22 protein-coding genes are annotated in these 25,303 nt (G+C 39.3%); 16 read left to right on the forward strand and 6 right to left on the reverse strand.

The window, feature by feature from the left end:
• The first annotated feature begins 172 nt into the window (after nt 1-172).
• The 11 genes from ilvD (at nt 173) to truA (ending at nt 13,640) form a co-directional block, all read left to right on the forward strand.
• Nucleotides 173-1,852, forward strand: coding sequence for a dihydroxy-acid dehydratase (gene ilvD / locus AAGF08_RS07485; RefSeq protein ID WP_343510528.1), 1,680 nt, complete (start codon nt 173-175; stop codon nt 1,850-1,852).
• A gap of 4 nt (nt 1,853-1,856) precedes the next feature.
• Nucleotides 1,857-3,551 (forward strand): biosynthetic-type acetolactate synthase large subunit, encoded by a 1,695-nt coding sequence (gene ilvB, locus AAGF08_RS07490; RefSeq protein ID WP_343510529.1) that lies wholly within the window; start codon nt 1,857-1,859, stop codon nt 3,549-3,551.
• A 9-nt stretch (nt 3,552-3,560) separates the two neighbouring features.
• Nucleotides 3,561-4,061 (forward strand): acetolactate synthase small subunit, encoded by a 501-nt coding sequence (ilvN, locus tag AAGF08_RS07495; RefSeq protein WP_343510530.1) that lies wholly within the window; start codon nt 3,561-3,563, stop codon nt 4,059-4,061.
• A gap of 178 nt (nt 4,062-4,239) precedes the next feature.
• The gene (gene ilvC, locus AAGF08_RS07500) at nt 4,240-5,283 is read left to right on the forward strand and encodes a ketol-acid reductoisomerase (protein WP_343510531.1); all 1,044 of its coding nucleotides are present in this window, start codon (nt 4,240-4,242) and stop codon (nt 5,281-5,283) included.
• Nucleotides 5,284-5,301: 18 nt separating this feature from the next.
• On the forward strand, nt 5,302-6,810 hold the full coding sequence (locus AAGF08_RS07505) for a 2-isopropylmalate synthase (RefSeq protein ID WP_343510532.1): 1,509 nt from the start codon (nt 5,302-5,304) through the stop codon (nt 6,808-6,810).
• 4 nt (nt 6,811-6,814) lie between these two features.
• Nucleotides 6,815-8,221, forward strand: a complete 1,407-nt coding sequence (leuC, locus tag AAGF08_RS07510; RefSeq protein ID WP_343510533.1) for a 3-isopropylmalate dehydratase large subunit — start codon at nt 6,815-6,817, stop codon at nt 8,219-8,221.
• Nucleotides 8,222-8,231: 10 nt separating this feature from the next.
• Entirely contained in the window at nt 8,232-8,825 is a 594-nt protein-coding gene (gene leuD / locus AAGF08_RS07515) for a 3-isopropylmalate dehydratase small subunit (RefSeq protein WP_343510534.1), read from the forward strand.
• A 3-nt stretch (nt 8,826-8,828) separates the two neighbouring features.
• Nucleotides 8,829-10,415, forward strand: coding sequence for an alpha-isopropylmalate synthase regulatory domain-containing protein (locus AAGF08_RS07520; protein ID WP_343510535.1), 1,587 nt, complete (start codon nt 8,829-8,831; stop codon nt 10,413-10,415).
• Nucleotides 10,384-11,451: a 3-isopropylmalate dehydrogenase gene (gene leuB / locus AAGF08_RS07525; protein ID WP_343510536.1), complete on the forward strand. Its 1,068-nt coding sequence runs from the start codon at nt 10,384-10,386 to the stop codon at nt 11,449-11,451. The genes AAGF08_RS07520 and leuB overlap by 32 nt, the downstream gene beginning before the upstream one ends.
• A 148-nt stretch (nt 11,452-11,599) precedes the next feature.
• On the forward strand, nt 11,600-12,805 hold the full coding sequence (locus AAGF08_RS07530; RefSeq protein WP_343510537.1) for a histidinol-phosphatase: 1,206 nt from the start codon (nt 11,600-11,602) through the stop codon (nt 12,803-12,805).
• A 49-nt stretch (nt 12,806-12,854) separates the two neighbouring features.
• The gene (gene truA / locus AAGF08_RS07535) at nt 12,855-13,640 is read left to right on the forward strand and encodes a tRNA pseudouridine(38-40) synthase TruA (protein ID WP_343510538.1); all 786 of its coding nucleotides are present in this window, start codon (nt 12,855-12,857) and stop codon (nt 13,638-13,640) included.
• A gap of 28 nt (nt 13,641-13,668) precedes the next feature.
• Here the strand turns inward: truA and AAGF08_RS07540 are convergent, their stop codons facing one another.
• The 6 genes from AAGF08_RS07540 to AAGF08_RS07565 all read right to left on the reverse strand — a co-directional run bounded on the left by AAGF08_RS07540 (nt 13,669) and on the right by AAGF08_RS07565 (nt 19,973).
• Nucleotides 13,669-14,163, reverse strand: a complete 495-nt coding sequence (locus AAGF08_RS07540) for a GNAT family N-acetyltransferase (RefSeq protein ID WP_343510539.1) — start codon at nt 14,161-14,163, stop codon at nt 13,669-13,671.
• A gap of 99 nt (nt 14,164-14,262) precedes the next feature.
• Complete coding sequence (locus tag AAGF08_RS07545) at nt 14,263-15,630, reverse strand: Gfo/Idh/MocA family oxidoreductase (RefSeq protein WP_343510540.1); 1,368 nt, start codon at nt 15,628-15,630, stop codon at nt 14,263-14,265.
• Nucleotides 15,631-15,734: 104 nt separating this feature from the next.
• Nucleotides 15,735-17,102: a Gfo/Idh/MocA family oxidoreductase gene (locus AAGF08_RS07550; protein WP_343510541.1), complete on the reverse strand. Its 1,368-nt coding sequence runs from the start codon at nt 17,100-17,102 to the stop codon at nt 15,735-15,737.
• Between the two features lie 235 nt (nt 17,103-17,337).
• On the reverse strand, nt 17,338-17,805 hold the full coding sequence (locus AAGF08_RS07555; RefSeq protein WP_343510542.1) for a hypothetical protein: 468 nt from the start codon (nt 17,803-17,805) through the stop codon (nt 17,338-17,340).
• Between the two features lie 83 nt (nt 17,806-17,888).
• Nucleotides 17,889-18,959: an Ldh family oxidoreductase gene (locus tag AAGF08_RS07560; protein ID WP_343510543.1), complete on the reverse strand. Its 1,071-nt coding sequence runs from the start codon at nt 18,957-18,959 to the stop codon at nt 17,889-17,891.
• A gap of 72 nt (nt 18,960-19,031) precedes the next feature.
• A complete protein-coding gene (locus AAGF08_RS07565) occupies nt 19,032-19,973 on the reverse strand; it encodes an exopolyphosphatase (protein ID WP_343510544.1) in 942 nt (313 codons plus the stop codon).
• Nucleotides 19,974-20,198: 225 nt separating this feature from the next.
• Between AAGF08_RS07565 and AAGF08_RS07570 the strand changes: the two genes are divergently transcribed.
• From AAGF08_RS07570 to AAGF08_RS07590, 5 genes are all read left to right on the forward strand, one after another.
• Nucleotides 20,199-21,782 carry an acyl-CoA carboxylase subunit beta gene (locus tag AAGF08_RS07570; RefSeq protein ID WP_343510545.1) on the forward strand — a complete coding sequence of 528 codons (1,584 nt, stop codon included), beginning with the start codon at nt 20,199-20,201 and terminating at the stop codon, nt 21,780-21,782.
• Nucleotides 21,783-21,818: 36 nt separating this feature from the next.
• Nucleotides 21,819-22,883, forward strand: coding sequence for a M42 family metallopeptidase (locus AAGF08_RS07575; protein ID WP_343510546.1), 1,065 nt, complete (start codon nt 21,819-21,821; stop codon nt 22,881-22,883).
• 63 nt (nt 22,884-22,946) lie between these two features.
• Nucleotides 22,947-23,708, forward strand: a complete 762-nt coding sequence (locus tag AAGF08_RS07580) for a helical backbone metal receptor (RefSeq protein ID WP_343510547.1) — start codon at nt 22,947-22,949, stop codon at nt 23,706-23,708.
• Nucleotides 23,709-23,828: 120 nt separating this feature from the next.
• Nucleotides 23,829-24,587 carry a DUF1080 domain-containing protein gene (locus tag AAGF08_RS07585; protein ID WP_343510548.1) on the forward strand — a complete coding sequence of 253 codons (759 nt, stop codon included), beginning with the start codon at nt 23,829-23,831 and terminating at the stop codon, nt 24,585-24,587.
• Entirely contained in the window at nt 24,584-25,180 is a 597-nt protein-coding gene (locus tag AAGF08_RS07590; RefSeq protein WP_343510549.1) for a DUF1080 domain-containing protein, read from the forward strand. Before AAGF08_RS07585 ends, AAGF08_RS07590 begins: the two co-directional genes overlap by 4 nt.
• Nucleotides 25,181-25,303 lie beyond the last annotated feature (123 nt).

Consider the following 25,303-nt stretch of genomic DNA (forward strand, 5'->3'; position numbering starts at 1 on the left):
ATAACGAAACGAATTAAAGAAACCTTCGACATAACTATGTATAAAGTAGTCATTTTGCTAAGCTTAATTATTCTCATTGGATGTTAAAAGTGAGGCACTAGACTATTTATAATGAATTAACAAAATCTAAAGTGCCTCACTAAACCTGAGGCACTTTTTTTTACACACTAATATGACCCTGAAAAAACACAGTTGGGAAATCAGCGAGAATCCAGAGCATCCAGCCGGAATGGCAATGTTGTACGCTACGGGTATGAGCGACAAAAAGATGAAACAGCCATTTGTAGGGATAGCAAGTTGTGGCTATGAAAGTAACCCCTGCAATATGCACCTTAACGACTTTGCCGGTCTGATCAAAGCCTCCTCTCAGGAGCACGATCTGACCGGTTTGGTTTTTAATACCATCGGCATATCCGACGGGACGACGATGGGTACTCTTGGGATGCGTTATTCTTTGGTTTCCAGGGAAATCATTGCAGATTCTATCGAATCTTTTATTGTAGGTCACTCATTTGATGCATGCGTGGCAGTTGCCGGATGTGACAAAAATATGCCAGGTGCTCTTATGGGGATGATACGTACCAATAGGCCCTCAATCTTACTTTATGGAGGAACAATAGCTTCCGGACATTATAAAGGTGAAAAACTGAATATCGTCTCAGCTTTTGAAGCTTTCGGGAAAAGAGTTAATGGGGATATATCTGACGAGGATTATGATGGCGTGATCCGAAATGCTTGTCCTGGTAAAGGTGCATGTGGAGGTATGTATACTGCAAACACCATGTCTTCTGCCATAGAGGCTATGGGTATGTCATTACCTTATTCAGCTTCTTACCCAGCAAATTCTCCCGAAAAGCTTAGAGAGTGTGCTGAGGTAAATAAATACATGAAAATCCTTTTAGAAAAGGATATTAAACCTAGCGATATTATATCCAAGAAAAGCATTGAAAATGCTGTTACTTGTATAATCGCTCTTGGTGGAAGTACCAATGCAGTTATGCATATCATCGCAATAGCGAGAACGGCTGGGATAGATTTCACAATTGAAGACTTTAAGGCGATTAATGCTAGAACTCCAATGATCGGTGATTTCAAACCATCCGGAAAGTATATGATGGAGGACCTTCACGAGCAAGGAGGACTTCCGGCATTTATGAAATACATGCTGGATAATGGCTTATTACACGGAGAATGTCTGACGGTTACTGGAAAGACTTTAGCAGAGAATCTTGAAAACGTGCAGGCCATTACACCTTCTTTGGTCAATGTGATCCATCCTTTAGAAAATCCTATAAAGGCTACAGGACATCTATGTATCCTTTCAGGAAATCTTGCCCCAGAAGGGGCAGTTGCAAAAATAACAGGAAAAGAGGGGAGTTCATTTACCGGTCCAGCACATGTTTTTGATTCTGAGCAGGATGCAAATGATGCTATTCGCGACCATAAAATCAAAAAGGGTGAAGTAATAGTAATCCGAAATATTGGACCAAAAGGTGGTCCTGGAATGCCGGAAATGCTAAAACCTACCTCCATGATTATTGGAGCTGGCCTTGGATCTGACGTGGCATTAATTACGGATGGAAGATTTTCGGGGGGTACTCATGGCTTCGTAGTGGGGCATGTGACTCCTGAAGCATTTTCTGGAGGCCCGATAGGATTAGTAAAGAATGGAGATATAATTACTATTGACGCTGACAATTTAAAGCTTTCTGTTGCTGTCTCGGACGAGGAGTTTGCCGAAAGAAAGAAAACCTGGAAACCGAAAGAAATTTCAGATTTGCAGGGTACATTGAAAAAATACAATAAACTTGTTGCCACAGCATCTGAAGGTTGCGTGACAGATAAATTTTAAGCCTATGAAAGACTTGATGATTCGAGGAGCCGATATCGTAGTCAAAACTCTCATAGAGGAGAATGCCGAAATCATATTCGGATATCCTGGAGGGGCAATTATGCCAGTGTATGATGCACTGTATGATTACCACGATAAAATCAAACATGTACTTACCCGTCACGAACAAGGAGCTATTCATGCAGCTCAAGGGTATGCTAGAGTTTCAGGAAAAGTTGGGGTTTGTTTGGCAACATCTGGACCTGGAGCAACAAATTTAATTACAGGTTTGGCTGATGCCTTGATAGATAGTACTCCTTTAGTGTGTATAACTGGTCAAGTGGCAGCGCATTTGTTAGGAACTGATGCCTTTCAGGAAACCGATATGGTGGGAATTTCTATGCCATGTACGAAATGGAATATTCAGGTAAGGTCAGTTGAAGAAATAGCACCTGCCATTGCAAAAGCATTTTTTATAGCTAGATCGGGTAGACCAGGTCCCGTATTAATAGATATTACTAAAAATGCCCAAACAGATTTTGGGGAATTTAACTATGTCCCTTGTTTAGGTTTTAGATCTTACCAGACTAAGATTGAGATTAATAAATCTGATGTACAAAAAGCAGCTGAGGTAATTGATGCTGCCGAAAGGCCCTATGTATTATTCGGTCAAGGAGTAGTTTTGGGAAAAGCTGAAGCAGAGTTCAAAGCCTTTTTGGATAAAACTGGGATTCCAGCTGCATCAACACTTTTAGGTTCCGGAGCACTTTCGCAGGACCATCCAAACTTTGTGGGTAAACTTGGGATGCATGGAAACTATGCGCCTAATATGTTGACTAATCAATGCGATGTGTTAATTGCCGTGGGTATGAGGTTTGATGATCGGGTGACAGGTGATGTTAAACGATATGCTAAGCAAGCAAAAATCATTCACCTAGAGCTTGACCCTGCTGAAATAAGTAAAACAGTAATTTCTCATTATTCAATTTTGGGTGATTGTAAAGATAGTTTGGCTTTGTTGACTGAAGCAGTATCTAAAAATTCACACCCAGAATGGTTGGAGAAATTCCGTGAGTTGGAGAGAGAAGAAAATGCAGCGGTTGTTCAGCATGACATTACGCCAACTAAAGTTGGACTAACCATGGGAGAGGTAATTCATCAAGTCAATCAATATAAAGCAGATGATGCAGTTTTGGTAACAGACGTCGGGCAGCATCAAATGATTGCATGGAGATATTTTAATTATAAAAAATCGCGTACCCAAGTTACTTCGGGTGGTCTGGGTACGATGGGATTTGCATTGCCAGCAGCACTAGGTGCTCAAATGTTTGATTTTTCAAGACAGGTAGTTTGTGTAGTTGGAGATGGAGGTATTCAGATGACTATTCAAGAATTTGGAACAATCATGCAAACAAAAGCTCCTGTTAAAGTCATCCTCCTTAATAATAATTATTTAGGTATGGTAAGACAATGGCAGCAAATGTTCTTTGATAAGCGCTATTCATTTACCGAATTGGATAATCCTGATTTTGTTAAAATTGCTGAAGCTTACGGCATAAAATCACAAAAAATCTCCGAGAGATCAGATTTAAATGAAGCAATTGAGGATATGTTAATACATGATGGACCGTACTTCTTAGAGGTGGTGGTTGAAAAGGAAGACAATGTTTTCCCAATGATCGCAACTGGCTGTTCAGTAGAAGAGGTAAGACTAAGTTAATACCAGCCTATGAAACGTTACACTATTTTTGTGATTACCGAAAACTTTATCGGTATTCTCAATCGCATCACAATCATCTTTACAAGAAGAGGGATTAACATTGATGCACTTACTGCCTCTGAGAGCAGAATTGAAGGCATTCATCGGATCACCATTGAGGTAACTGCTAGCGAGGAAACAGTCGTCCAATTGGTAAATCAGATTGAAAAAATCATTGATGTGATCAAGGCTTTTTATCATGAAGATGACGGAGTGGTATATCAAGAAATCGCCTTATATAAAATTCCGGTTTCGAAACTAGATGGTGGACTTGAGAAAATTATTCGCCAACATAATGCAAAAATAATAGCTGCAGAACCGGATTTTGTGGTACTTGAGTTGTCGGGGCATAAAGAACAGACACAAGAGCTTCTCGAAATATTAAAAGGATATGGACTGCTGGAGTTTGCCCGCTCCGGAAGAGTAGCCGTAGCCAAAAGAATGCATACTATAGACAGTTACGTAAAATAGAATAAATCAAACCTATGAAATCGAGGTGTGCCAAAGGCTTCTTGGAAGATTCTTTGTCCATTTAGATTCCATGAGATCATCAAACAAATAATAAACTCATGAAATGGGGATTTGGGGATTTGGATAGATTAAGTAATGTCCTTAAACCTAAAACCATTTAAAATCAAATTTTAAGCACATGAAATTAAAATTCGGCACAGTAGAAGAGAATGTAGTTACCAGAGAAGAATTTCCTTTGGAAAAAGCTAGAGAAGTTCTAAAAGATGAAGTTATCGCAGTTTTAGGATATGGGGTTCAAGGCCCAGGTCAAGCTTTAAATCTTAAAGACAATGGTTTTAATGTAATAGTAGGTCAAAGAAAAGGTTCTAAAACCTGGGACAAAGCAGTTGCGGATGGCTGGGTACCTGGAGAAACTTTATTTGAGCTGGAGGAAGCTTGTGAAAGAGGAACTATTCTTCAATTCCTTCTTTCTGATGCTGGGCAAATCGCCCTTTGGCCAACAGTTAAAAAACACTTAACTCCTGGGAAAGCATTGTATTTCTCTCATGGATTTGGTGTAACATATAAGGACAAAACAGGGATTATTCCTCCAGCAGATATAGATGTTATTCTGGTAGCTCCAAAAGGCTCTGGAACATCTTTAAGAAGAATGTTTGTGGAAGGCAGGGGATTGAACTCTTCTTATGCAATCTATCAAGATGGAACTGGTAAGGCAAAAGATAGAGTTATAGCCTTGGGAATCGGCGTTGGATCTGGATATTTATTTGAAACCGATTTCTATAGAGAAGTAACTTCGGATTTGACTGGAGAAAGAGGGACCTTGATGGGAGCAATTCAAGGTATTTTCGCTGCCCAATACGATGTGTTGAGAGCAAATGGACACACTCCATCAGAAGCTTTTAACGAAACAGTTGAAGAATTAACTCAATCCTTAATGCCATTGGTGGCAGAAAATGGAATGGATTGGATGTATGCTAATTGTTCAACAACCGCACAAAGAGGTGCTTTGGACTGGTGGAAGCCTTTCAGAGATGCTACCAAGCCAGTTTTCGAAGAATTATATAATAGTGTAAAATCTGGCAAGGAAGCTCAGAAGTCTATTGATTCGAATTCAAAAGATGATTATAGAGTGAAATTGGAAGCAGAATTGAAAGAATTAAGAGATTCTGAGATGTGGCAGGCAGGTGCTGTCGTAAGACAATTGAGACCAGAGAACAATTAAACTTAAAACCCAAGAAAAATGAGTGAGAAGCTATGGATATTTGATACAACCCTGAGAGATGGGGAGCAAGTGCCAGGGTGTCAGCTTAATACGCAAGAGAAAATTGTGGTGGCCAAAGCTTTGGAAGAACTAGGAGTAGATATAATTGAAGCAGGATTTCCAATCTCAAGCCCAGGTGATTTTAATTCGGTAGTAGAAATTTCTAAAGCAGTTTCAAACCCTATCATATGTGCCCTCTCGAGAGCAGTTGAGAAAGATATCGATGTAGCAGCCCAGGCACTTAAATATGCAAAGAAGGGTAGGATACACACTGGAATTGGTGTGTCTCCTTACCATATTCAATTTAAGCTTAGATCCACGCCGGAAGATATTATCAAACGAGGAGTTGCAGCTGTCAAGTATGCAAAGAAGTTTGTGGAAGATGTGGAGTTCTATGCAGAAGATGCAGGTCGCTCAGAGCCGGATTTTCTTTGTAAAATTATTGAGGAAGTAATCAAAGCCGGAGCTACTGTTGTAAATATCCCCGATACAACGGGATATTGTTTGCCTGAACAATATGGAGCGATTATTTCGAATCTGAAAAATAATGTCCCAAATATTGATAAAGCGATAATCGCTACACACTGTCATAATGATTTGGGAATGGCAACGGCCAATACGGTTGCAGGTGTACAAAAAGGGGCTCGCCAAGTTGAAGTTACTATCAATGGAATTGGGGAGAGAGCAGGTAATACTTCCATGGAGGAAGTGGTGATGGCTATAAAATGCCACAAAGATATACCTGTTCATACCGATATTGTCACGCCAAGAATCTATAAAACAAGTCGATTGGTTTCTAAATTGATGAACATGCCTGTTCAGCCTAATAAGGCGATTGTTGGAAGAAATGCCTTTGCGCATTCCTCCGGTATTCATCAAGATGGGGTTTTGAAGCATAGAGAAAATTATGAGATCATCGATCCTAAAGAAGTAGGAGTAGATGCCTCAACAATTGTTTTGACAGCAAGATCAGGTAGAGCTGCGTTGAAGCACCATTTGGATGCTCTGGGAGTTGAATTGGAAGGAGAAGCCTTACGTGAGGTTTATGAAGCCTTCTTGATTCTCGCAGATAGCAAAAGAGATATTGGTAGAAAGGATCTGATGGGTCTAGTAGGGAAGTTCATGGAAGAATCAAATTTCATTGAGCTCGGAAATGTGGCCTACTCTTCAAATGGATCAATTCAAGCAAAAGTTTCATTGACTATTGGAGATCAGCCTCATACAGCAACATCCCAAGGAAATGGACCTGTAGATGCAGTACTAAAAGCAATTGATAAAATCGTAAAACCTCAAGTGGATCTAGAAGAATTTTTGATACAGGCTATTACTCATGGGAGTGATGATGTAGCAAAAGTTCATATGAGATTGATTAAAGGTGATAAGCCTTATTACGGATTTTCATCCAACTCTGACATTGTTTTGGCTTCGGCACAAGCTTTTGTCGATGCTCTAAATAAAATACCAGTCAAAGAATATACGACTGCTTAAAATCATGGAAAAGACTACTTTATTTGATAAAATCTGGGATGCGCATGTGGTACGTTCAGTACCTTCTGGGCCGGATGTATTCTTCATTGATAAACATTTTATTCATGAAGTAACTTCACCGGTGGCGTTTCTAAATTTGGAAAAACGTGGTGTGACAGTGAAATACCCTCATCGTACCATCGCCACTCCAGATCATAACGTTCCTACGATACATCAAGATCAGACAATTAAGGATAAGCTTTCTCGCATGCAAGTGGAAAGGTTACGGGATAATTGCAAAAAATACGGAATAGAATTGCATGATTTGGGCTCAGCCCATCATGGTATTGTTCATGTAATCGGGCCAGAATTGGGGATTACCCAACCTGGTATGACCATTGTCTGCGGAGATAGTCATACATCGACCCATGGAGCTTTTGGGGCTATTGCTTTTGGAATCGGTACATCAGAGGTAGAAATGGTTTTGGCAACGCAATGTATCATGCAGTCCAAGCCAAAGAAAATGAGAATTACGGTGGATGGTGAGTTAGGTGCTGGTGTTACTTCCAAAGACATTATCCTTTATATCATTTCTAAAATTTCTGCCGCGGGAGCTACCGGATATTTTGTGGAATATGCCGGTTCAGCAATCCAAAGTCTCTCCATGGAAGCCAGAATGACCATTTGCAACATGTCTATCGAGATGGGGGCAAGAGGTGGTTTGATCGCACCGGATGAAACGACTTTCAACTATTTGAAAGGAAAGCAATATTCTCCTTCAGGTAAAGCCTGGGATCAGGCTGTCGCTGAGTGGTCTGCTTTAAGAACTGATGAAGATGCTGTTTTTGACAAAGAATTTACCTTTGATGCGACAGATATTGAGCCAATGATCACTTACGGTACCAACCCAGGAATGGGAATCAAAGTGAAAGGAACTATCCCAACAACAGAAGGTATGGAAGGAAGTAATAAAACTTCTTATCTGAAATCTTTGGATTACATGGGATTTGCTCCAGGTGAACCGGTGAAAGGAAAAAAAGTGGATTACGTATTTGTTGGCTCTTGCACCAATGGTAGAATTGAGGACATTCGTTCTGTAGCTTCATTTGTGAAAGGGCACAAAAAGGCAGATAATATTACAGCCTGGATTGTTCCTGGATCCAAAGAAGTAGAGAAAATGGCTCATGAAGAGGGGTTGGTAAAAATTCTGGAAGAAGCAGGGTTTGAATTAAGACAACCGGGATGTTCAGCTTGCTTGGCTATGAATGATGATAAAATTCCATCTGGCAAGTATGCAGTTTCTACGTCAAATAGAAACTTTGAGGGGCGTCAGGGACCAGGGGCAAGAACAATGCTCGCATCTCCATTGACTGTAGCCGCTGTTGCTGTAACTGGTATGATCACGGATCCCCGTGAAGTATTTGAATCTTAAAAAAAAGAAAATGGCTTACGATAAATTTACCGTTTTGACTAGTACGGCAGTTCCATTGCCTGCTGAAAACGTAGATACTGACCAGATTATTCCTGCTCGTTTTTTGAAAGCAACGGAGCGAGAGGGATTTGGTGATAACTTATTCCGTGACTGGAGATATGATGTAGAGGGAAATCCTAAGAAGGATTTTGTCCTAAATGACCCAACTTTTTCAGGTAAAATTTTGGTTGCCGGGAAGAATTTTGGATCAGGTTCCAGCCGGGAACACGCAGTGTGGGCAATCTATGATTATGGATTCAGATGTGTTGTTTCTAGCTTCTTTGCAGATATCTTTAAGAATAACTGTTTGAATATTGGTGTTTTACCTGTAACGGTTTCTCCTGAATTTGCTGATAAATTACTGGATGCAATTACAAATGATCCGTCAACAGAAATTGACGTGAGTATTCCTGCTCAAACGATCACGCTTCTGGCTACAGGAGATTCAGAATCATTTGATATTAATTCTTACAAAAAGGAAAACATGCAGAATGGTTTTGATGATATAGATTACCTGTTAAATATGGAGTCAGAGATCGACGAGTTCGAAAAAACGAGACAATAGTTAATGAATAATCAGAGACGCATAGAAATAATGGATACAACCCTGAGGGATGGCGAACAGACCTCAGGAGTTTCCTTTTTGCCTTCTGAAAAGCTACAGATTGCGAAACTACTTTTGGAAGAACTCCGGGTGGATCGGATTGAAGTGGCCTCAGCTCGCGTTTCTGATGGAGAGCTGGAGGGAGTTAAAAAAATTACCCACTGGGCATCCGAAAAAGGCTTTTTGGACCGTGTGGAGGTATTAGGTTTTGTAGATACTCCAGCATCTGTAAACTGGTTGATTCAGGCTGGAGCTAAGGTGATGAATCTTTTAACAAAAGGTTCCTTAAATCACCTGACACACCAACTCAAAAAGACGAAAGAAGAGCACTTCAAAGATATTGCAGACAGTATTACGCACGCTCAAGAAAATGGAATAGATGTAAATATCTATTTAGAGGATTGGAGTAATGGCATGCGCAATTCACCTGAATATACGCTTGCTTTGATCGAGTTTTTATCTAGCCAACCTATAAAGCGAGTCATGCTACCTGATACCTTAGGTTTGCTTTCTCCGGAGGAGACTAAGGAGTATTTTGTAAAAATTACAGAGAAATATCCCAAAGTTCATTTTGATTTTCATGCCCATAATGACTACGATTTGTCTGTGGCCAATGTCATGGAAGCTATTTTACATGGAGCTTCTGGAATTCATACTACGATCAATGGATTGGGTGAAAGAGCTGGAAATGCTCCTTTAGAATCCGTGATTGCGGTGATTAAAGACTTTACTGACCTGAAAATAAATGTTCAAGAGCAAAAGATTTACAGGGTAAGTAAATTGGTAGAGCAATTTTCTGGGCAACATATTCCGGCTAATAAACCGGTTGTGGGGGAAAATGTATTTACCCAAACAGCAGGTATTCATGCAGATGGAGATAACAAAAAGAATCTTTATTTCAATGATCTGCTTCCCGAGCGGTTTGGTAGACAAAGAAAATATGCATTAGGAAAGACTTCCGGGAAAGCAAATATTCTCAAAAATCTGGAGGAGCTGGGCATTTCTTTAGAGAAAGATGAATTAGCTAAAGTAACCCAACGAATTATTGAATTAGGAGATAAAAAAGAGCGGGTCACCACGGAGGATTTACCTTACATTATTTCTGATGTACTTCAGAATAATTCCATTGAGAAAAATATCCATATCGAAGGATACCATATGACTCATTCAAAAGGATTGAAACCAACGGTTCAACTTCGAATGAAAATCTATGGAAAAATGTATGATGAGAGTGCTACAGGAGATGGTCAATACGATTCTTTCATGAGAGCATTGCGGAAGATCTATAAGTCTTTGAAAAAAGAACTTCCAAAATTGATAGACTATCATGTATCCATACCTCCCGGAGGGAAAACCGATGCATTTGTGGAGACAGTGGTTACCTGGGATTATGGTAAAATATTTAAAACAAAAGGACTTGATCCTGATCAAACAGTGGCAGCGATGATGGCCACGGAAAAAATGCTGAACATCGTCGAATCATTTAATCAAAATCCAACCCAAGAAGAATCCAAATTCTATGGAAATGAATATCGCGCTGTTGCCGGGTGATGGCATCGGCCCAGAAGTAATAAACCAGGCAGTCAAAGTAGTAAAAGCTATTGGCCAAAAATTCGGACATAAAATCACTTTTAAAAAAGGGGTAGTAGGAGCAGCAGCCATTGACGAGACAGGTTTACCCTACCCAGACTCTACCCATGAGATTGCAGCAGCATCAGATGCTGTTCTTTTCGGGGCGATAGGTGATCCTAAATATGACAACGATCCAAAAGCAAAAGTTCGTCCTGAACAAGGATTACTGTTGATGCGCCAAAAGTTAGGCTTGTTTGCAAACGTGAGACCAACATTTACATTCCCATCTTTAGTGCATAAATCTCCTTTGAAATTAGATCGAGTTGAAGGTGTTGACTTTGTTTTCTTCAGAGAATTGACTGGTGGAATTTATTTTGGCGAACCAAGAGGAAGAAACGAACAGGGGACTAAGGCTTTTGATACGAATGTATATAGCAAGGAGGAAATTACCCGTCTTGCTAGAATGGGTTTTGAAGCGGCACAAAAACGAAGAAAATTATTGACTTGTGTAGATAAAGCCAATGTGATGGCAACCTCCAGGCTTTGGAGAGAAACTGTCCAGGAATTAGCCCCTGAGTATCCTGATGTGAAGGTAGAATATGAATTTGTTGATGCCGTGGCGATGCGTTTGATCCAGTGGCCAAAAGCATACGATGTGTTGATTACCGAGAACTTGTTTGGAGATATTTTGACTGATGAAGCCTCTGTGATTTCAGGCTCCATGGGTTTAATGCCTTCAGCATCTTTAGGTACTTCCATCAAATTATTTGAACCAATTCACGGTTCTTATCCACAAGCAGCTGGAAAAGATATTGCTAATCCATTGGCTACAGTTCTATCTGCAGCGATGATGTTTGATTATGCATTCGACTTGAAGGAAGAAGCACAATTGATTTCTGATGTAGTCAATCAATCACTGGCAGAAGGCTATGTGACCGAAGATATTGCTGATGGTGGTCCTTCTTACAAAACTTCTGAAGTTGGGGATTGGTTGGCTGCTAAAATCTTGGCTTAATTGCCGGATGTAAAATATAAAAAAAAGGCCACCTATTTCGAGGTGGTTTTTTTATGCCTCAACACTCAAAACTTTATTCATAATCTGGAGCTAACTTATATTTTCTAAGTCCTCGCTATATTTGATAATTACTATCTCAGAATTTACCATGAAATATAATCCATTCATTTTTGTAATGTTTTCCATTTTTCTGATCTCTTGTGGTTCAGTGGATGAGGTTGAATTGCCTACAAAACAATGGTATAAAGGCAATTTACATACGCATTCTTATTGGTCTGATGGCGACGATTATCCTGAGATGATTATGGATTGGTATAAGTCGCATGACTATGATTTTGTGGTGCTTTCGGATCATAATACCCTTGCAGTGGGAGAAAAATGGAAACTGATTCCAAAATCTCCATCACATGAATTAGGTTTTCAGAAGTATGTTGAGAAATACGGTGATCAGGTTGTTTATCGGGAAGATTCGGCAGGAAGGATAGAAGTTAAATTGAAAACCATTGCAGAATATGCTCCGATGTTTGAGGAGGAAGGAGAGTTTTTGATCATTCAATCGCAGGAATTAACAGAGAGTTTTGAGAAAAAACCACTTCATATGAATGTGACAAATATTCAAAAACTGATTCCCGCACAAGGTGGAAACTCAGTTCCAGAGATACTACAAAATGGTTTGGATCGAGTAAAAGCTCAACGTGATTCAACGGGTGTCCCTATGTTTCTCCATATCAATCATCCCAATTTTATCTGGGCAATTACTCCAGAAGACATGATTGAACTTACTGGTGAACGCTTTTTTGAAGTGTATAATGGTCACCCCCAAGTAAATAATTACGGAGACTCTCTTCGCCCTAGTATGGAAGTACTTTGGGATAAAGTACAAGCAGCCTATCTCTTGGCAGGGAAACCATTACTCTATGGGCTGGCAGTTGACGATGCTCATAATTACCACGTTTTTGATCAAAATAGCAGTAATCCAGGACGTGGCTGGGTGATGGTCTTAGCAGAAAATTTGAGCCCGGAATCTTTAATAGATGCCATGGAAAATGGTGATTTTTACTCCAGTACGGGAGTTACTTTAAGTTCAATCGATTTTGATGGAGAAACTTTAAATGTGGAGGTGGAAAAAGAAGCGGGAGTAACTTATGAAATCCAATTCTTTGGAACAAAAAAATCATCTCCTGAAACAAGTGGAATATTATTGAGTGAAGTAAATGGTACTTTAGGATCTTATACTTTGAAGTCAGATGATATGTATGTTCGTGCTAAAATTATTTCTTCCAAACCAAAAGAAAACCCATATCAGATTGGCGATACGGAAACGGCTTGGACACAGCCAGTATTGAAAAAATAGAATAGGTTTGAACTTAATATTGCTTTTTTTAATAAGGATATAACTTGTAATGCAATCCCGTCCATTTTCTTATCTTTTTTCTATTTCCTATTTCGGAGCTCGGTATAAAGGTTGGGCGCCTCAGCCCAATCAACCTACTGTTCAACGAAGATTAGAGCGCGTGCTTCGGCATGTGCTAGGCCATTCGGATTTTTCTTTAATCGGGGCTAGCCGAACGGATTCAGGAGTTTCATGTCTTGGAGGTTTTGTACAGGTTTTCCTTCGTGAAAAAGTCGATATGGATTTGCTTTTTCCACAATTTAAAGAGCACCTACCTCAGGATATCCAGTTGAATTCAGTCAAGGAAGTTTCAAGTACTTTCAATTTGATCCAATCTGTGAAGCAGAAAACCTATCGTTACTATTTTTCAAACTCAAAATCTTTCCATCCGTTTGCCTCTGCTTTCTTAGTGAATGTCTCTGAAAAGTTGAACTGGGAATCAATGAAAAATGGATGTCAATATTTTGTTGGAGAGTACAATTTCAAAGCTTTCTGTAGGCCTTCCGAAAACAAAATAGATTATAGAAGAGAAGTGGTTTCAGTTCGAATACTGGGTTCAAAAGAATTTCTAGGACAGTTTTTTCCTGAGGAAATTTTTTACTTTGAAATCTCCGGAACAGGCTTTTTGCATCATCAAGTTAGAATGATGATGTCAGCTATTTGGCAAATTGGGAAAGGGGTAATGGATTTGTCAGAAATTGAAGCTCGATTGATGACTCCTGATAAATTTGGAATGCTTCCACCAGCTCCAGCCAATGGGTTGGTACTTTGGGAGACTATTTTGGATAACCTTTGAGGTTTAGAAAAACTTAAAGGTTGGATTTTCAAAGAGTAAGTTCAAATACAAAATCATCCATCACATAACCTTTTCCAATATTGATGACTTCTTCTTTTATTTTTTTAAAACCGAGGTATTCATAAAAGTCGATTGCCCCTTTGTTGTATTTATTGACATTTAGAAGAAGACTAATTTGGTGGTTTTCTTTTGCGACTTCCTTCACTTTATTGATTAGCTTCTTTCCGATTCCTTTTCCCTGGGCTGTCGGGAGAATGTAGATCTTATGAATTTTCGTTTTACCAGGTTCTTGATTTACTTCAATTCCGGTGAAGCCTAATTTTTCGCCATCCTCCTCAGCAAAAAAAAATTGATGTCCAGAATTTTGTTGCTTACTTAAGTTTTCTAAGCTGTACATCCAGCTGAGCATGTAATCAATTTGGTGGGGACTTAATATATTTCCAAATGTATCTGGCCAAGTTCTTTTTGCGATACTTTGGACAAATTTCAAGTCTTCCTGGGTTGCAGAGGTTATCTCGATCATGCTATTTCAAATAGGAAAGCCAAGATATTGCGATTGTCAATAAAATAAAACCGAGGCTCAATTTTTAGAGACTCGGTTTAATAGTTATGTGTGTTTTATTTAAACACTTTTAGGCTCAGGATGTGTGTATCCTTTTCGATATGGTCTTTTCAATAGAGCTGTAGCTTCTTTATCTCCCACCACAGTCATCGTTTTTGGATCATACTTCAAGGTTCTACCTCCAAGGTCCATGGAGATATTTGCCAGAATACAAGAGGCAGTAGAAATATGGCCTTCCTCAATATCAGCTACCGGAAGTGATTTGGTGTCAATTGCATTCAACCAGTTTTTCATATGAAGACGTGTTGCAGGAGCAGCATTTAATTCAATATCCGGTTCATTGACATCTTCAGGATATTTTTCCCTTTCAAAGAGACAATCAAAATGAATCGGCTTCTCATTCCTGTCTACTGGAGTATAATCTGCTTGCATGGTACTACCAGCTAACATTCCCTTTTCACCAAAAATCTTGAATGCCCATGGATATTCCGGGTCATCTGGATTTCCCCAAGTTCGGTGTTGCCAAACCACATTGAGTTCTGGGTATTCAAAAATGGCCGATTGGGTATCTGAAATATTCGATTTTCCATCTTTCTGAACAAAAATACCCCCGGTTGAAGTGATTTGGGTTGGCCAGCCTAATTTCAACATCCATCTAACCGTATCCAGCATATGTACGCACATATCTCCGGTAATACCGTTTCCATATTCTATAAAAGTTCTCCACCAGCGTCTATGTGGAAGTCCATCATAGGGGCGAAGAGGTGCCGGTCCTGTCCATAAATCATAATTGAAAAAATCAGGAACTGGCTCAACTGGTGGATTACCATTGGCTCTCATATGAAAATAACAGCAGATTTCCACATGGGAGATTTTGCCCAATTTCCCAGAGTCAATGATTTGTTCTTTCGCATCAATTAAATGAGGAGTACTTTTTCTTTGGGTACCTACTTGGACTACTTTATTGTATTTTCTAGCAGCAGCAACCATCGCTTCGCCTTCAATGACATCGACAGAAATTGGTTTTTGGACATATACATGTGCGCCAGCTTTCAAAGCATCAATGCATTGCAAAGCGTGCCAATGATCTGGAGATCCGATTAAAACAAATTCTGGTTTTTCTTTTTCCAAGAGTTCTTTATAGTCTTCATAAAGCGTAGGGACTTTGCCGGACTTCTGTCTAGTTGCCACCATGTCACCGGCAGCTTTTAGCATGTGTTGATCGGGATCACTTAATCCTACCACTTCTACATCTGCCACTTGTATCAGGCGAAAAAGATCGGATTTTCCATACCATCCAGCTCCTATTAGTGCTACTTGCAGTGGACCTTCTCTATCTTTAAAGTCCATTCCAAGCAAGCCGAAACTTGCTAGTGTAGCCAAGGCTGATGATCCTTTTAGGAAGTTTCGTCGATTTATTGAGTTCATTGAGTTAGGGTTTGAGGTTTTTTGGTCACATAAGATACAAAAAACAACCCCTTAGCAAAAGTAATTGGATGAACGGAAATTTGATTGGATGAAAATTTCAGGACCTAGACATTATTTGGATCTGGATGAACATATCCTGGTCGATATGGTCTCCTTAAAAGTGCTGTGGCTTCGGCATCATTTAGTACGGTCATTGTTTTTGGGTCATATTTCAATGTCCTTCCTCCCAATTCCATCGATATATTTGCAAGAATACACGATGCTGTTGAAATATGTCCTTGAAGAACATCAGCAACTGGAAGAGTATCAGATTCGATGGCCTTCAGCCAATCTTTCATTTGTTCTCTGGTGGCTGGTGCTGCGTGGATTTCAATGTCTTTTTCTGTGACATCTTCAGGGAATTGTTCCTTTTCCAAAACTACAGGATAGTGGATTGGCTCTCCATTGTCTCTTCCTTCTGGATAAAAATCTGCCCGCATAGGACTTCCCGCTAAGGTTCCATTCTCCCCATATATTTTGAAGGCCCAAGGATAATCTTTGTCCACTGGGTTTCCCCAAGTCCGATGTTGCCAAACAACATTCATCTCATCAAATTCAAAGATAGCTGTCTGAGTGTCGGAAATATTTGAGATGGATTCTTTGTCCACATAAATACCTCCTGTGGAAGTTACTTGTACTGGCCAGCCAAGATCCAGCATCCAGCGGACGGAATCTAACATATGAACGCACATATCTCCCACGATCCCATTGCCATATTCCATAAATGCCCTCCAGCCTCGATGTAAAATCCCGCGGTATGGAAGCTTCGGAGCAGGCCCTACCCATAAATCATAATTCAAATTTTCTGGAACAGGTATCACATCTGGATGACTTCTATTCCGCATGTGGTAATAACAGCAAACTTCTGCATGTGAGATTTTGCCTAGTTTACCAGAGTCAATAATTTCTTTCTTTGCCTGAACCAAATGTGGCGTACTTCTTCTTTGGGTACCGATTTGAACCTTTTTATCGTATTTTCTGGCCGCCGCCAAAATCGCTTCGCCTTCTATGACGTCTACGGAAATAGGTTTTTGCAAATAAACATGAGCCCCGCTTTTCACAGCATCAATTGCGATCAAAGCATGCCAATGATCTGGCGTTCCAACAAGCACATACTCCGGTTTTTCTTTTGACAGAAGCTCTTTATAATCTTCATAAAGTGCTGGGACTTTACCTGATTTCTGTCGGTTTGCTACCAGTTTGCCAGCTTCTTCCAGCTGCTTGGAGTCCACATCACAAAGCGCTACGACTTCTATTTCTGCTACTTGGATCAATCGAAAAAGATCGGATTTCCCATACCAGCCTGTTCCGATCAAAGCCACTTGCAGTGGTCCTTCCCGATCTTTAAAGTCCATTCCAAGCAAACCAAAACTTGCCAGTGACATCAAGGCGGTACTTCCTTTTAAAAACTCTCTTCGATTCAGGGGATTCATAGGTTATGGGAATATAGGTTGACAATTCTCTTAAATTACAGAAAGTCACCATTTCTTCAAATGAGTAAAAAGTGGGTGTTTGTTTTTTAAGGTTGAATGGAGTTTTCTATTATCCATTCAAAAACTTCTCTGTCTACCGGATCTATGACTACTTCTTGATTTGTAAATCCATTTTTCCTAGGTATAAAACAAGGAGGAGATTCAACAGCTAGTTTACTAAGGTGATTGGAAAAACTTAATCAGCGGATCTAGCTGACCAATCCAGTTGTTTTCCTTTTTCAGCAGCTTCTTTGTCTTTGCTATTTCCAACTGCGATTCCTATGGCCATTCCAATGGGAAGACCGATCCCAATAAATGCCATGTTTCCTAAGGTAGTGCCAAAAACAACTCCCATCGGTAAACCAAATACAGACATGCCAAGCACCATCCATTGCGTCTGAAAGTGATTTTTAGGAACCAATCCTAGCTCTTTTTCTATTAGTTTTAAAATAGATGCCTGTGAAGCCTTAATCTGCTTGATCAATTGGGGATCTGCTCCTTTGAAATCATTAACTCCAGCAATAATTTCATTTATCTGGGATTCAATCGATTCAGGAATTTCTTTTTCTCCAATAGCCGTCAAAAGAGTGCTCAAGTTGTGAGCGGCTTTTGCAAGTTTTGGGTTTTCTTCAAAGGAAGGGCGCGATTTGGGGGATTGAAGCATAGCTAATTTTTAAAAATCAAAATTTAACTATCTGTTATATTATAAACTAATCAATTGGATAGAATATTACCCAAAGGCCGTTTTCAGAAATTCACCCCGAACCGTTCACCTAGTTCAGTCAAATCTTTGACTACCGGATCAAGTAATGGAATTCCATCTTTCATTCGAATCGCTTCCAATTCCCGTTCTGGGTCACCCGGGATTAATACTTTCTTATTTCCCGGAGTTGGATTTGCAGCCCTGAATCGATTAATCCAGTTATCCATGTGGGTCTTGAATTCATCAGCATGTCGGAAAGCATCTACTCGCATCGCACCAAAAAAGTGGCCTATTCCTTCACCAACCGGATTTGGATCTGGCTCCAAAAATGCCACAAAAGGCGGAACCCATGGGCCATAATTAGCCCCTGAAAGAACTGCAGAAAAAATATCTACAATTGAACCAAGTGCATATCCTTTATGAGACCCATGTTCACGATCTCCGCCTAAGGGTAGTAATGCGCCGCCATCTTTCACACCATTTGCTGAAGTGGTTGGATTTCCATCTTTGTCCTGAACCCAGCCAGTAGGTGTGTCCATTCCTTTTCTTTGAAGGATTTCCAATTTACCATTTGCTGCTGTAGTAGTAGCCATATCTGCTACGAAAGGAGGTTGGTTTTTAGCTGGAATAGCTACAGAAATGGGGTTAGTTCCAAGTAATCTTTCTTTTGAAAAAGTTGGAGCAACTAGAGGACTGGCATTTGTAAGTGAAATACCAATCATATCATGTCTTAAAGCCATCATCGCATGATAACCAGCAATTCCATAATGATTTGAATTTTTTACAGATACCCAACCTGTTCCAGCATTTTTTGCTTTTTCAATGGCAACTTGCATTGCAAAAGGTGCTACAACCAAACCTAAACCTCCATCTCCATCGACTACAGCAGTAGAAGGGGTTTCATAAATCACACGTACATCTGGCGTTGCATTAATTCTTCCTTTTTCCCACAACCTAACATAGCCCGAAAGTCTTGCTACTCCATGACTATCCACTCCTCTCAAATCTGCTGAGAGTAGAACTTCTGTTGCAGTTTTAGCTTGATCTTCAGGACAACCGATTTTAGTCAGTATTCCAAATGTAAAATCCTGAAGTCGTTTGTAGGAATAAGTCATGTTTTTAAATTTTTTGACCAGCCTTCAAATGGGCTGATTTTATGTTAGAAAAAACCTAAAGCGTTCACAGCATCAAATTGCTGCAAATTGCTTCATAACTCTGGAAATAGCACCTTCTTTTAGTGCATAGTGGGAGCAGGTAATAGATCGAACAGGAATGTATCGCAGGATAAATTCAATTAGGCTTGAAGCTACAACTATCATATCTACACGCATCGGGATCATGCCGGGAATAAGAAGCCTCTCTTCCTTATTTTTACTAAGAAGCATTCTATGGATTTTTTCAAACTCTTCTAATGGCAACTCGAATACATGTTGACCAGTAAGTTTGCATTGAAGCATAGACTCAAAATAAATGTCTGTCAAGGTATCAAAAGTCCCAGAAGCACCCACAAGACCAGTAGGTTTAAATCTCTCAATTGCTTCTATCAGTGAAGAAAGTTTGATTTCTAAATAAGCCTCTAATTTTGAGATTTCTTCAGGTAGAATTGGGTCATGGTAATGAAAAAGTTCCAAAAGCCTTTGTCCGCCAATTTCAAAACTTTGTTTCCAAAAAACCTCCTGTGATGTACCTATAATAAATTCAACTGAACCCCCACCAATATCCATCATAAGTTCAACTTGCCCATTTAGGGAGCCGGAGAGTCGTATTCCCTCATAAATCATCTGAGCTTCTTCTACCCCTGAAATCACTTCAATGGTAATCCCAATGTCCTCTTTGACTTTTCTTACGAATTCTTTTCCGTTTTCGGCATTTCGGACAGCGGAGGTAGCAAAAGCGAAAACCTGATCGATATGTTCGCCATCTATCAGGTTTTTAAAATGTCTTAAAGTATGAAAGGCTCTTTTTTGAGCATCTTCAGCAAGATGATTTTGATTAATTCCACCCTTTCCCAGTTTTACAGGGATTTTCTCCTTGTAAATCGTCTTGAATCCAGTTTGATTCAGTTCAACCAATAACAAATGGAATGTATTGGTTCCCATATCTATTACTGCCGCCTTTTGGGAATTCATCTGCTACCAATTTTTTGGTTGCGCGAATATAGAAAGTTATTTGAAATGAGTCCTTTCTACTTAGATTTTATTCCTTCTTTTTTCGAATAGAACAGATGTCTTGATAAAAAGGCTTATCATTTAGAGATTTTTGATATTAATATTTTTTTGATTGCTTCAATAATTGAAGATTTTTTCCTTAGCTCATAAAGCCTGTTATATTTGGAGTAGTCTAAAGGAAACCATATGAATGAGAATAATAAACCCAATTTTGCAGTTGCTGGAGTTCAAGGAAAGATTGAATTATTAAAGAAGAAAAACCAAGAAGCATTATTAGGCGGGGGAGTAAAGCGCATTGAAGCTCAGCATAAAAAAGGAAAGCTAACTGCCAGAGAGCGAATTGACCTGCTTTTGGATGAGGGTACTTTCCAAGAATTGGATAAGTTCGTAATGCATCGTGCCAAAGATTTTGGGCTCGATAAGGAACATTATCTTGGTGATGGTGTGGTGACCGGATACGGAGAAGTTAATGGAAGACTGGTATATGTTTTTTCTCAGGATTTTACAGTCTTCGGAGGTTCCTTGTCAGAAACTCATGCAGAGAAAATCTGTAAAATAATGGATATGGCCATGAAGAATGGTGCTCCCGTGATAGGATTAAATGATTCGGGTGGAGCGAGAATACAAGAGGGTGTTAATTCTCTTGGTGGATATGCAGACTTATTTTATAGGAATACACGCGCATCCGGTGTGATACCCCAAATTTCCGCAATTATGGGGCCTTGTGCAGGTGGAGCAGTTTACTCTCCGGCCATCACAGATTTTATATTTATGGTAGAAAATACCTCCTACATGTTCGTGACTGGACCAAATGTAGTGAAGACTGTAACACAAGAAAATGTTACAGCAGAAGAGTTAGGTGGGGCTTCAGCTCATAGCACAAAAAGTGGTGTTACACATTTTGCTTGTCCGAATGAACTGGAATGTATCAAGCATATTAAAAATGTATTAAGTTACTTGCCTCAAAATTGTGAAGAAATTGCTCCTGTATATCCTTATGAATTGCAAGAGGATGAAAGTAGAATTGGGCTTAATGAATTGATTCCCGAGAATCCCAATCATCCCTATGATATTCGAGATGCAGTTAAAGGTATTGTAGATGAAGATTCATTTTTAGAAATTCATGAGAATTATGCTGATAATATTGTGGTGGGTTTTGCCAGAATTGCCGGAAGAAGTATTGGGGTGGTAGGTAATCAGCCCCAGTCTATGGCAGGAGTCTTAGACAACCAAGCTTCGACCAAAGCTGCCAGATTTGTAAGAACATGCGATAGTTTTAATGTCCCTTTATTGGTTTTAGTCGATGTGCCAGGGTTTTTACCGGGAACAGATCAGGAGTGGAACGGAATTATTTCAAATGGAGCAAAATTACTTTATGCATTTTCTGAGGCTACGGTTCCCCGAATTACTGTTATTACTAGAAAAGCGTATGGCGGTGCTTATGACGTGATGAATTCAAAACATATTGGCGCTGATTTAAACTTTGCTTGGCCTACAGCAGAAATTGCTGTGATGGGTGCTAAAGGTGCCTCAGAAATAATTTTCAGGAAAGAAATTGCGGAAGCTGAAGATCCAGAGACAAAACTTCAAGAAAAGGTAGACGATTATACTGCTAAATTCGCAAACCCTTATCGTGCCGCTTTCAGAGGTTTTATAGATGAAGTTATCATTCCTTGTGAAACTAGAATTAAGTTAATCCAAGCATTCAAAATGTTGGAAAATAAAGTAGATAAAATCCCTAGGAAGAAGCATGGGAATATTCCGCTTTAAGAAATTCAAATACAACTAATAAACAAAACTCAAGAAATGGAATCCAACTCCTTTTTATATAAATACCTTAATAATGCTTCACCTACGGGATTTGAGGCCTCCGGTCAGCAAATCTGGCTTGACTATATCAAACCATATGTTGATAATTATTTTACTGATAATTATGGGACAGTAGTAGGTGTGATAAATCCAGAGTCACAATATAAAATGGTAATTGAGGCGCATGCCGATGAAATAAGTTGGTTTGTGAACTACATTAAAGATGATGGGTATATATATGTTCGAAGGAATGGAGGTTCCGATCATATGATTGCTCCTTCCATGAGGGTTAATATTCATACAGATAAAGGCATAGTTCCAGGGGTATTTGGCTGGCCTGCTATTCATGTCAGGAAAGAAGGAAAGGAGGATGCACCGACTCTGGATAATATTTTCATTGATGTTGGCGCTAGGTCCAAGGATGAGGTAGAAGAAATGGGGATCCATGTAGGATGCGTTATTACTTTTAAAGATGAACTGACTGAATTAAATGGAAAATTTTATTCTGGAAGAGCATTAGATAATAGGATTGGCGGATACATGATTGCTCAGGTTGCAAAAAGAATCAAAGAATCCGGAAAAAAACTACCATTCGGTTTATATATAGTAAATGCAGTTCAGGAAGAGATAGGCTTAAGAGGAGCACAAATGATTGCTGCCAAAATAAAACCCAATGCTGCATTAATCACTGATGTTTGTCATGATACAACCGCTCCACTTTATAATAAAGTAACAAGTGGGGATCTTACTGCAGGGAAAGGCCCGGTTCTCACATATGGAGCTTCAGTTCATAAAAAATTATTGGATTTAATTGTCGCAACTGCCAGAAAAAAAGAAATTCCTTTTCAGCGTTCTGCTGCCTCTAGAGGTACAGGTACTGACACGGATGCCTTTGCTTATTCAAACGAAGGTGTTCCTTCAGCATTGATTTCTCTTCCTTTAAAGTATATGCATACTACCGTGGAGACTGCGAGCAAAGAAGATATTGAGCAGGTTATTAATCTGATGTATGAATTCCTGATAGACTTTGATCCGGTTTATGATTTTAAGTATATCATTTGATTTTCCGGATATCTCTAAATAAATGTGATGTATATACCCAATTCATATTCCTAGGATTCTTTCATGATTTTCAAGGATCAGCTCCAACGTAAGTTATCTATTTCCAATCCTCCCCAACGGATCATTTCTTTGGTGCCTTCTCAAACCGAGCTATTGGTAGATTTAGGCTTGGAAAATAGAATTGTTGGAGTGACTAAATTTTGTGTAAGGCCAAAAGGGCTAAAAGAAAGTAAGGAGGTGGTTGGAGGAACGAAGAATTATCGAATGGATGTCATTGAGTCCCTTCAACCGGATCTGATTATTGGGAATAAGGAAGAGAATGAAAAAACAGGAGTAGAAAAACTGATGCAGAAATATCCAGTTTGGATGAGTGACATCCTGACTCTAGATGATAGTTTGGAGATGATTCGATCCCTTGGGGAAATTCTAAATGTTCATCTCAAAGCCAATAAGCTCATACATAAAATAAAAGGGGAGCTAAATACGCCACTTCCAAAAAAAGGTAAAGCAGTCTATCTAATTTGGAATGATCCAATAATAGGAGTTGGAAGAAAAACATTTATTGATCAAATGCTTCCATATGCAGGATTTGAAAATTTGATAAATAAAGAAAGGTATCCCGAATTTAATTTAGAGGATCTGATAGAGTTCAACCCAGATTACTTATTACTAAGTTCTGAGCCATTTCCCTTTAAACAAAAGCATGTTGATTTTTTTAAAAAAGTACTGAAAGGTTGTAAAGTCAGGATTGTGGATGGAGAATATTTCTCTTGGTATGGGAGCAGATTGTTGGGGGCCAAATCATATTTTGAAACAATAAATTAGTAATTGAAAAAGAGTTAACAAGATACCAGTCGTAAAAAATTAGGATTTCTTGGGCTACTTTTTTAAAAATTTCATTTAACTTTTCGGTTCAAACTTAAATTGATAAAACTTATAAATAAAATGAAAAATACAAAGTTAGCTTGGATAGTGTTGGCAGGACTTGCTTGGTCATGTGGGCCGAAGCCAGCAGAAGAATCGAAGGAAGTTGAAGTAGTTGAAGAAGCTGTTCCTGATAATAGCTTGACAGAAGAAGAAAAATCTGAAGGTTGGATGCTTTTATTTGATGGAGAAGATCCTGCTGGTTGGAGAGCATTCAATGGAGATAGTTTTCCAGAAGGTTGGACTGTGGAGGATGGTGCCTTGAAAGCTCTTGGTAAAGGAGGAGATATTGGAGGAGACATCGTCTTTGGTCCTATGGAGTTTGAGGAATTCGAAATGGAATGGGATTGGAAAATTTCTCCGGGTGGAAACAGTGGAGTACTCTATCATGTGGTAGAAGGTCCTCAGTATGAAGCTCCTTATGAGACAGGTCCAGAATATCAGGTGATTGACCAATTAGGTTTTCCTGATCCTCTAGAGAAATGGCAATCAATCGGTGCTGATTATGCAATGACTGAGCCTGATTATGAAGGGGTGGTAAAGCCTGCTGGGGAATGGAATCACTCAAAAATTATATTCTCAGAGGAAGGAGCCAGTTATTGGTTGAATGGGAAGAAAACAGTTGAATTCATTCCTTATTCAGAGGAGTGGACTGCTGCACGAAATTCTGGAAAATGGAATGATTTTCCAGATTATGCCATGTCTAAAACTGGCTTGATTTCTCTTCAAGATCACGGAGCTGTGACTTGGTTCAAAAATATTAAAATCAGAAAACTATGAAAAAAGTATTAGTGCTAGCTTTGTTTCTAGCTACAGTGAGTTTAAGTTTCGCTCAAAAGAAGGTGAAACTATTTAATGGGAAAGACCTTTCGGGTTGGACTATTTACGGGACAGAGAAATGGTATGTGGAGGATGGTTTATTAGTTTCTGAGAGTGGCCCTGACAAAGGTTATGGTTATTTAGGTACTGATGAATACTATGATGATTTTGAAATTACTTTAGAATTCAAGCAAGAAGCCAACGGGAATAGTGGTGTATTTATTCGCTCCACTGTTGATGGGACGAAAGTTTCAGGTTGGCAAGTTGAAGTTGCGCCTCCAGGAAGCGACACCGGCGGAATCTATGAGTCTTATGGCAGAGGTTGGTTAATTAAACCAGATCCTGAAAAAGATAAATATTTAAAATTTGGTGACTGGAATAAGATGAAGATTGTAGTGAAAGGAGATAATGTAACTTCATATTTGAATGGTCATGAAATGGTAAACTTTTCTGATGCTAAAATTGGAGAGGGAAAGGGAGGTATTTGCCTTCAAATCCACGATGGTGGAGGTATTAAAGTATATTGGAGAAACATTGTATTGAAAAAGCTTTAAGATTAAATATTTTCATAAAACAGTGCCTGTAGGAATTATTCTTACAGGCACTATTTTTTTTGAAATTTTTTCCTTTTTGCTTTCAGCTAGTTACGAGAATCATTGAAATATTTTGAGCATCAC

Origin of the sequence: Algoriphagus sp. SE2 (assembly GCF_039563885.1) — a bacterium.
GTDB lineage: Bacteria > Bacteroidota > Bacteroidia > Cytophagales > Cyclobacteriaceae > Algoriphagus.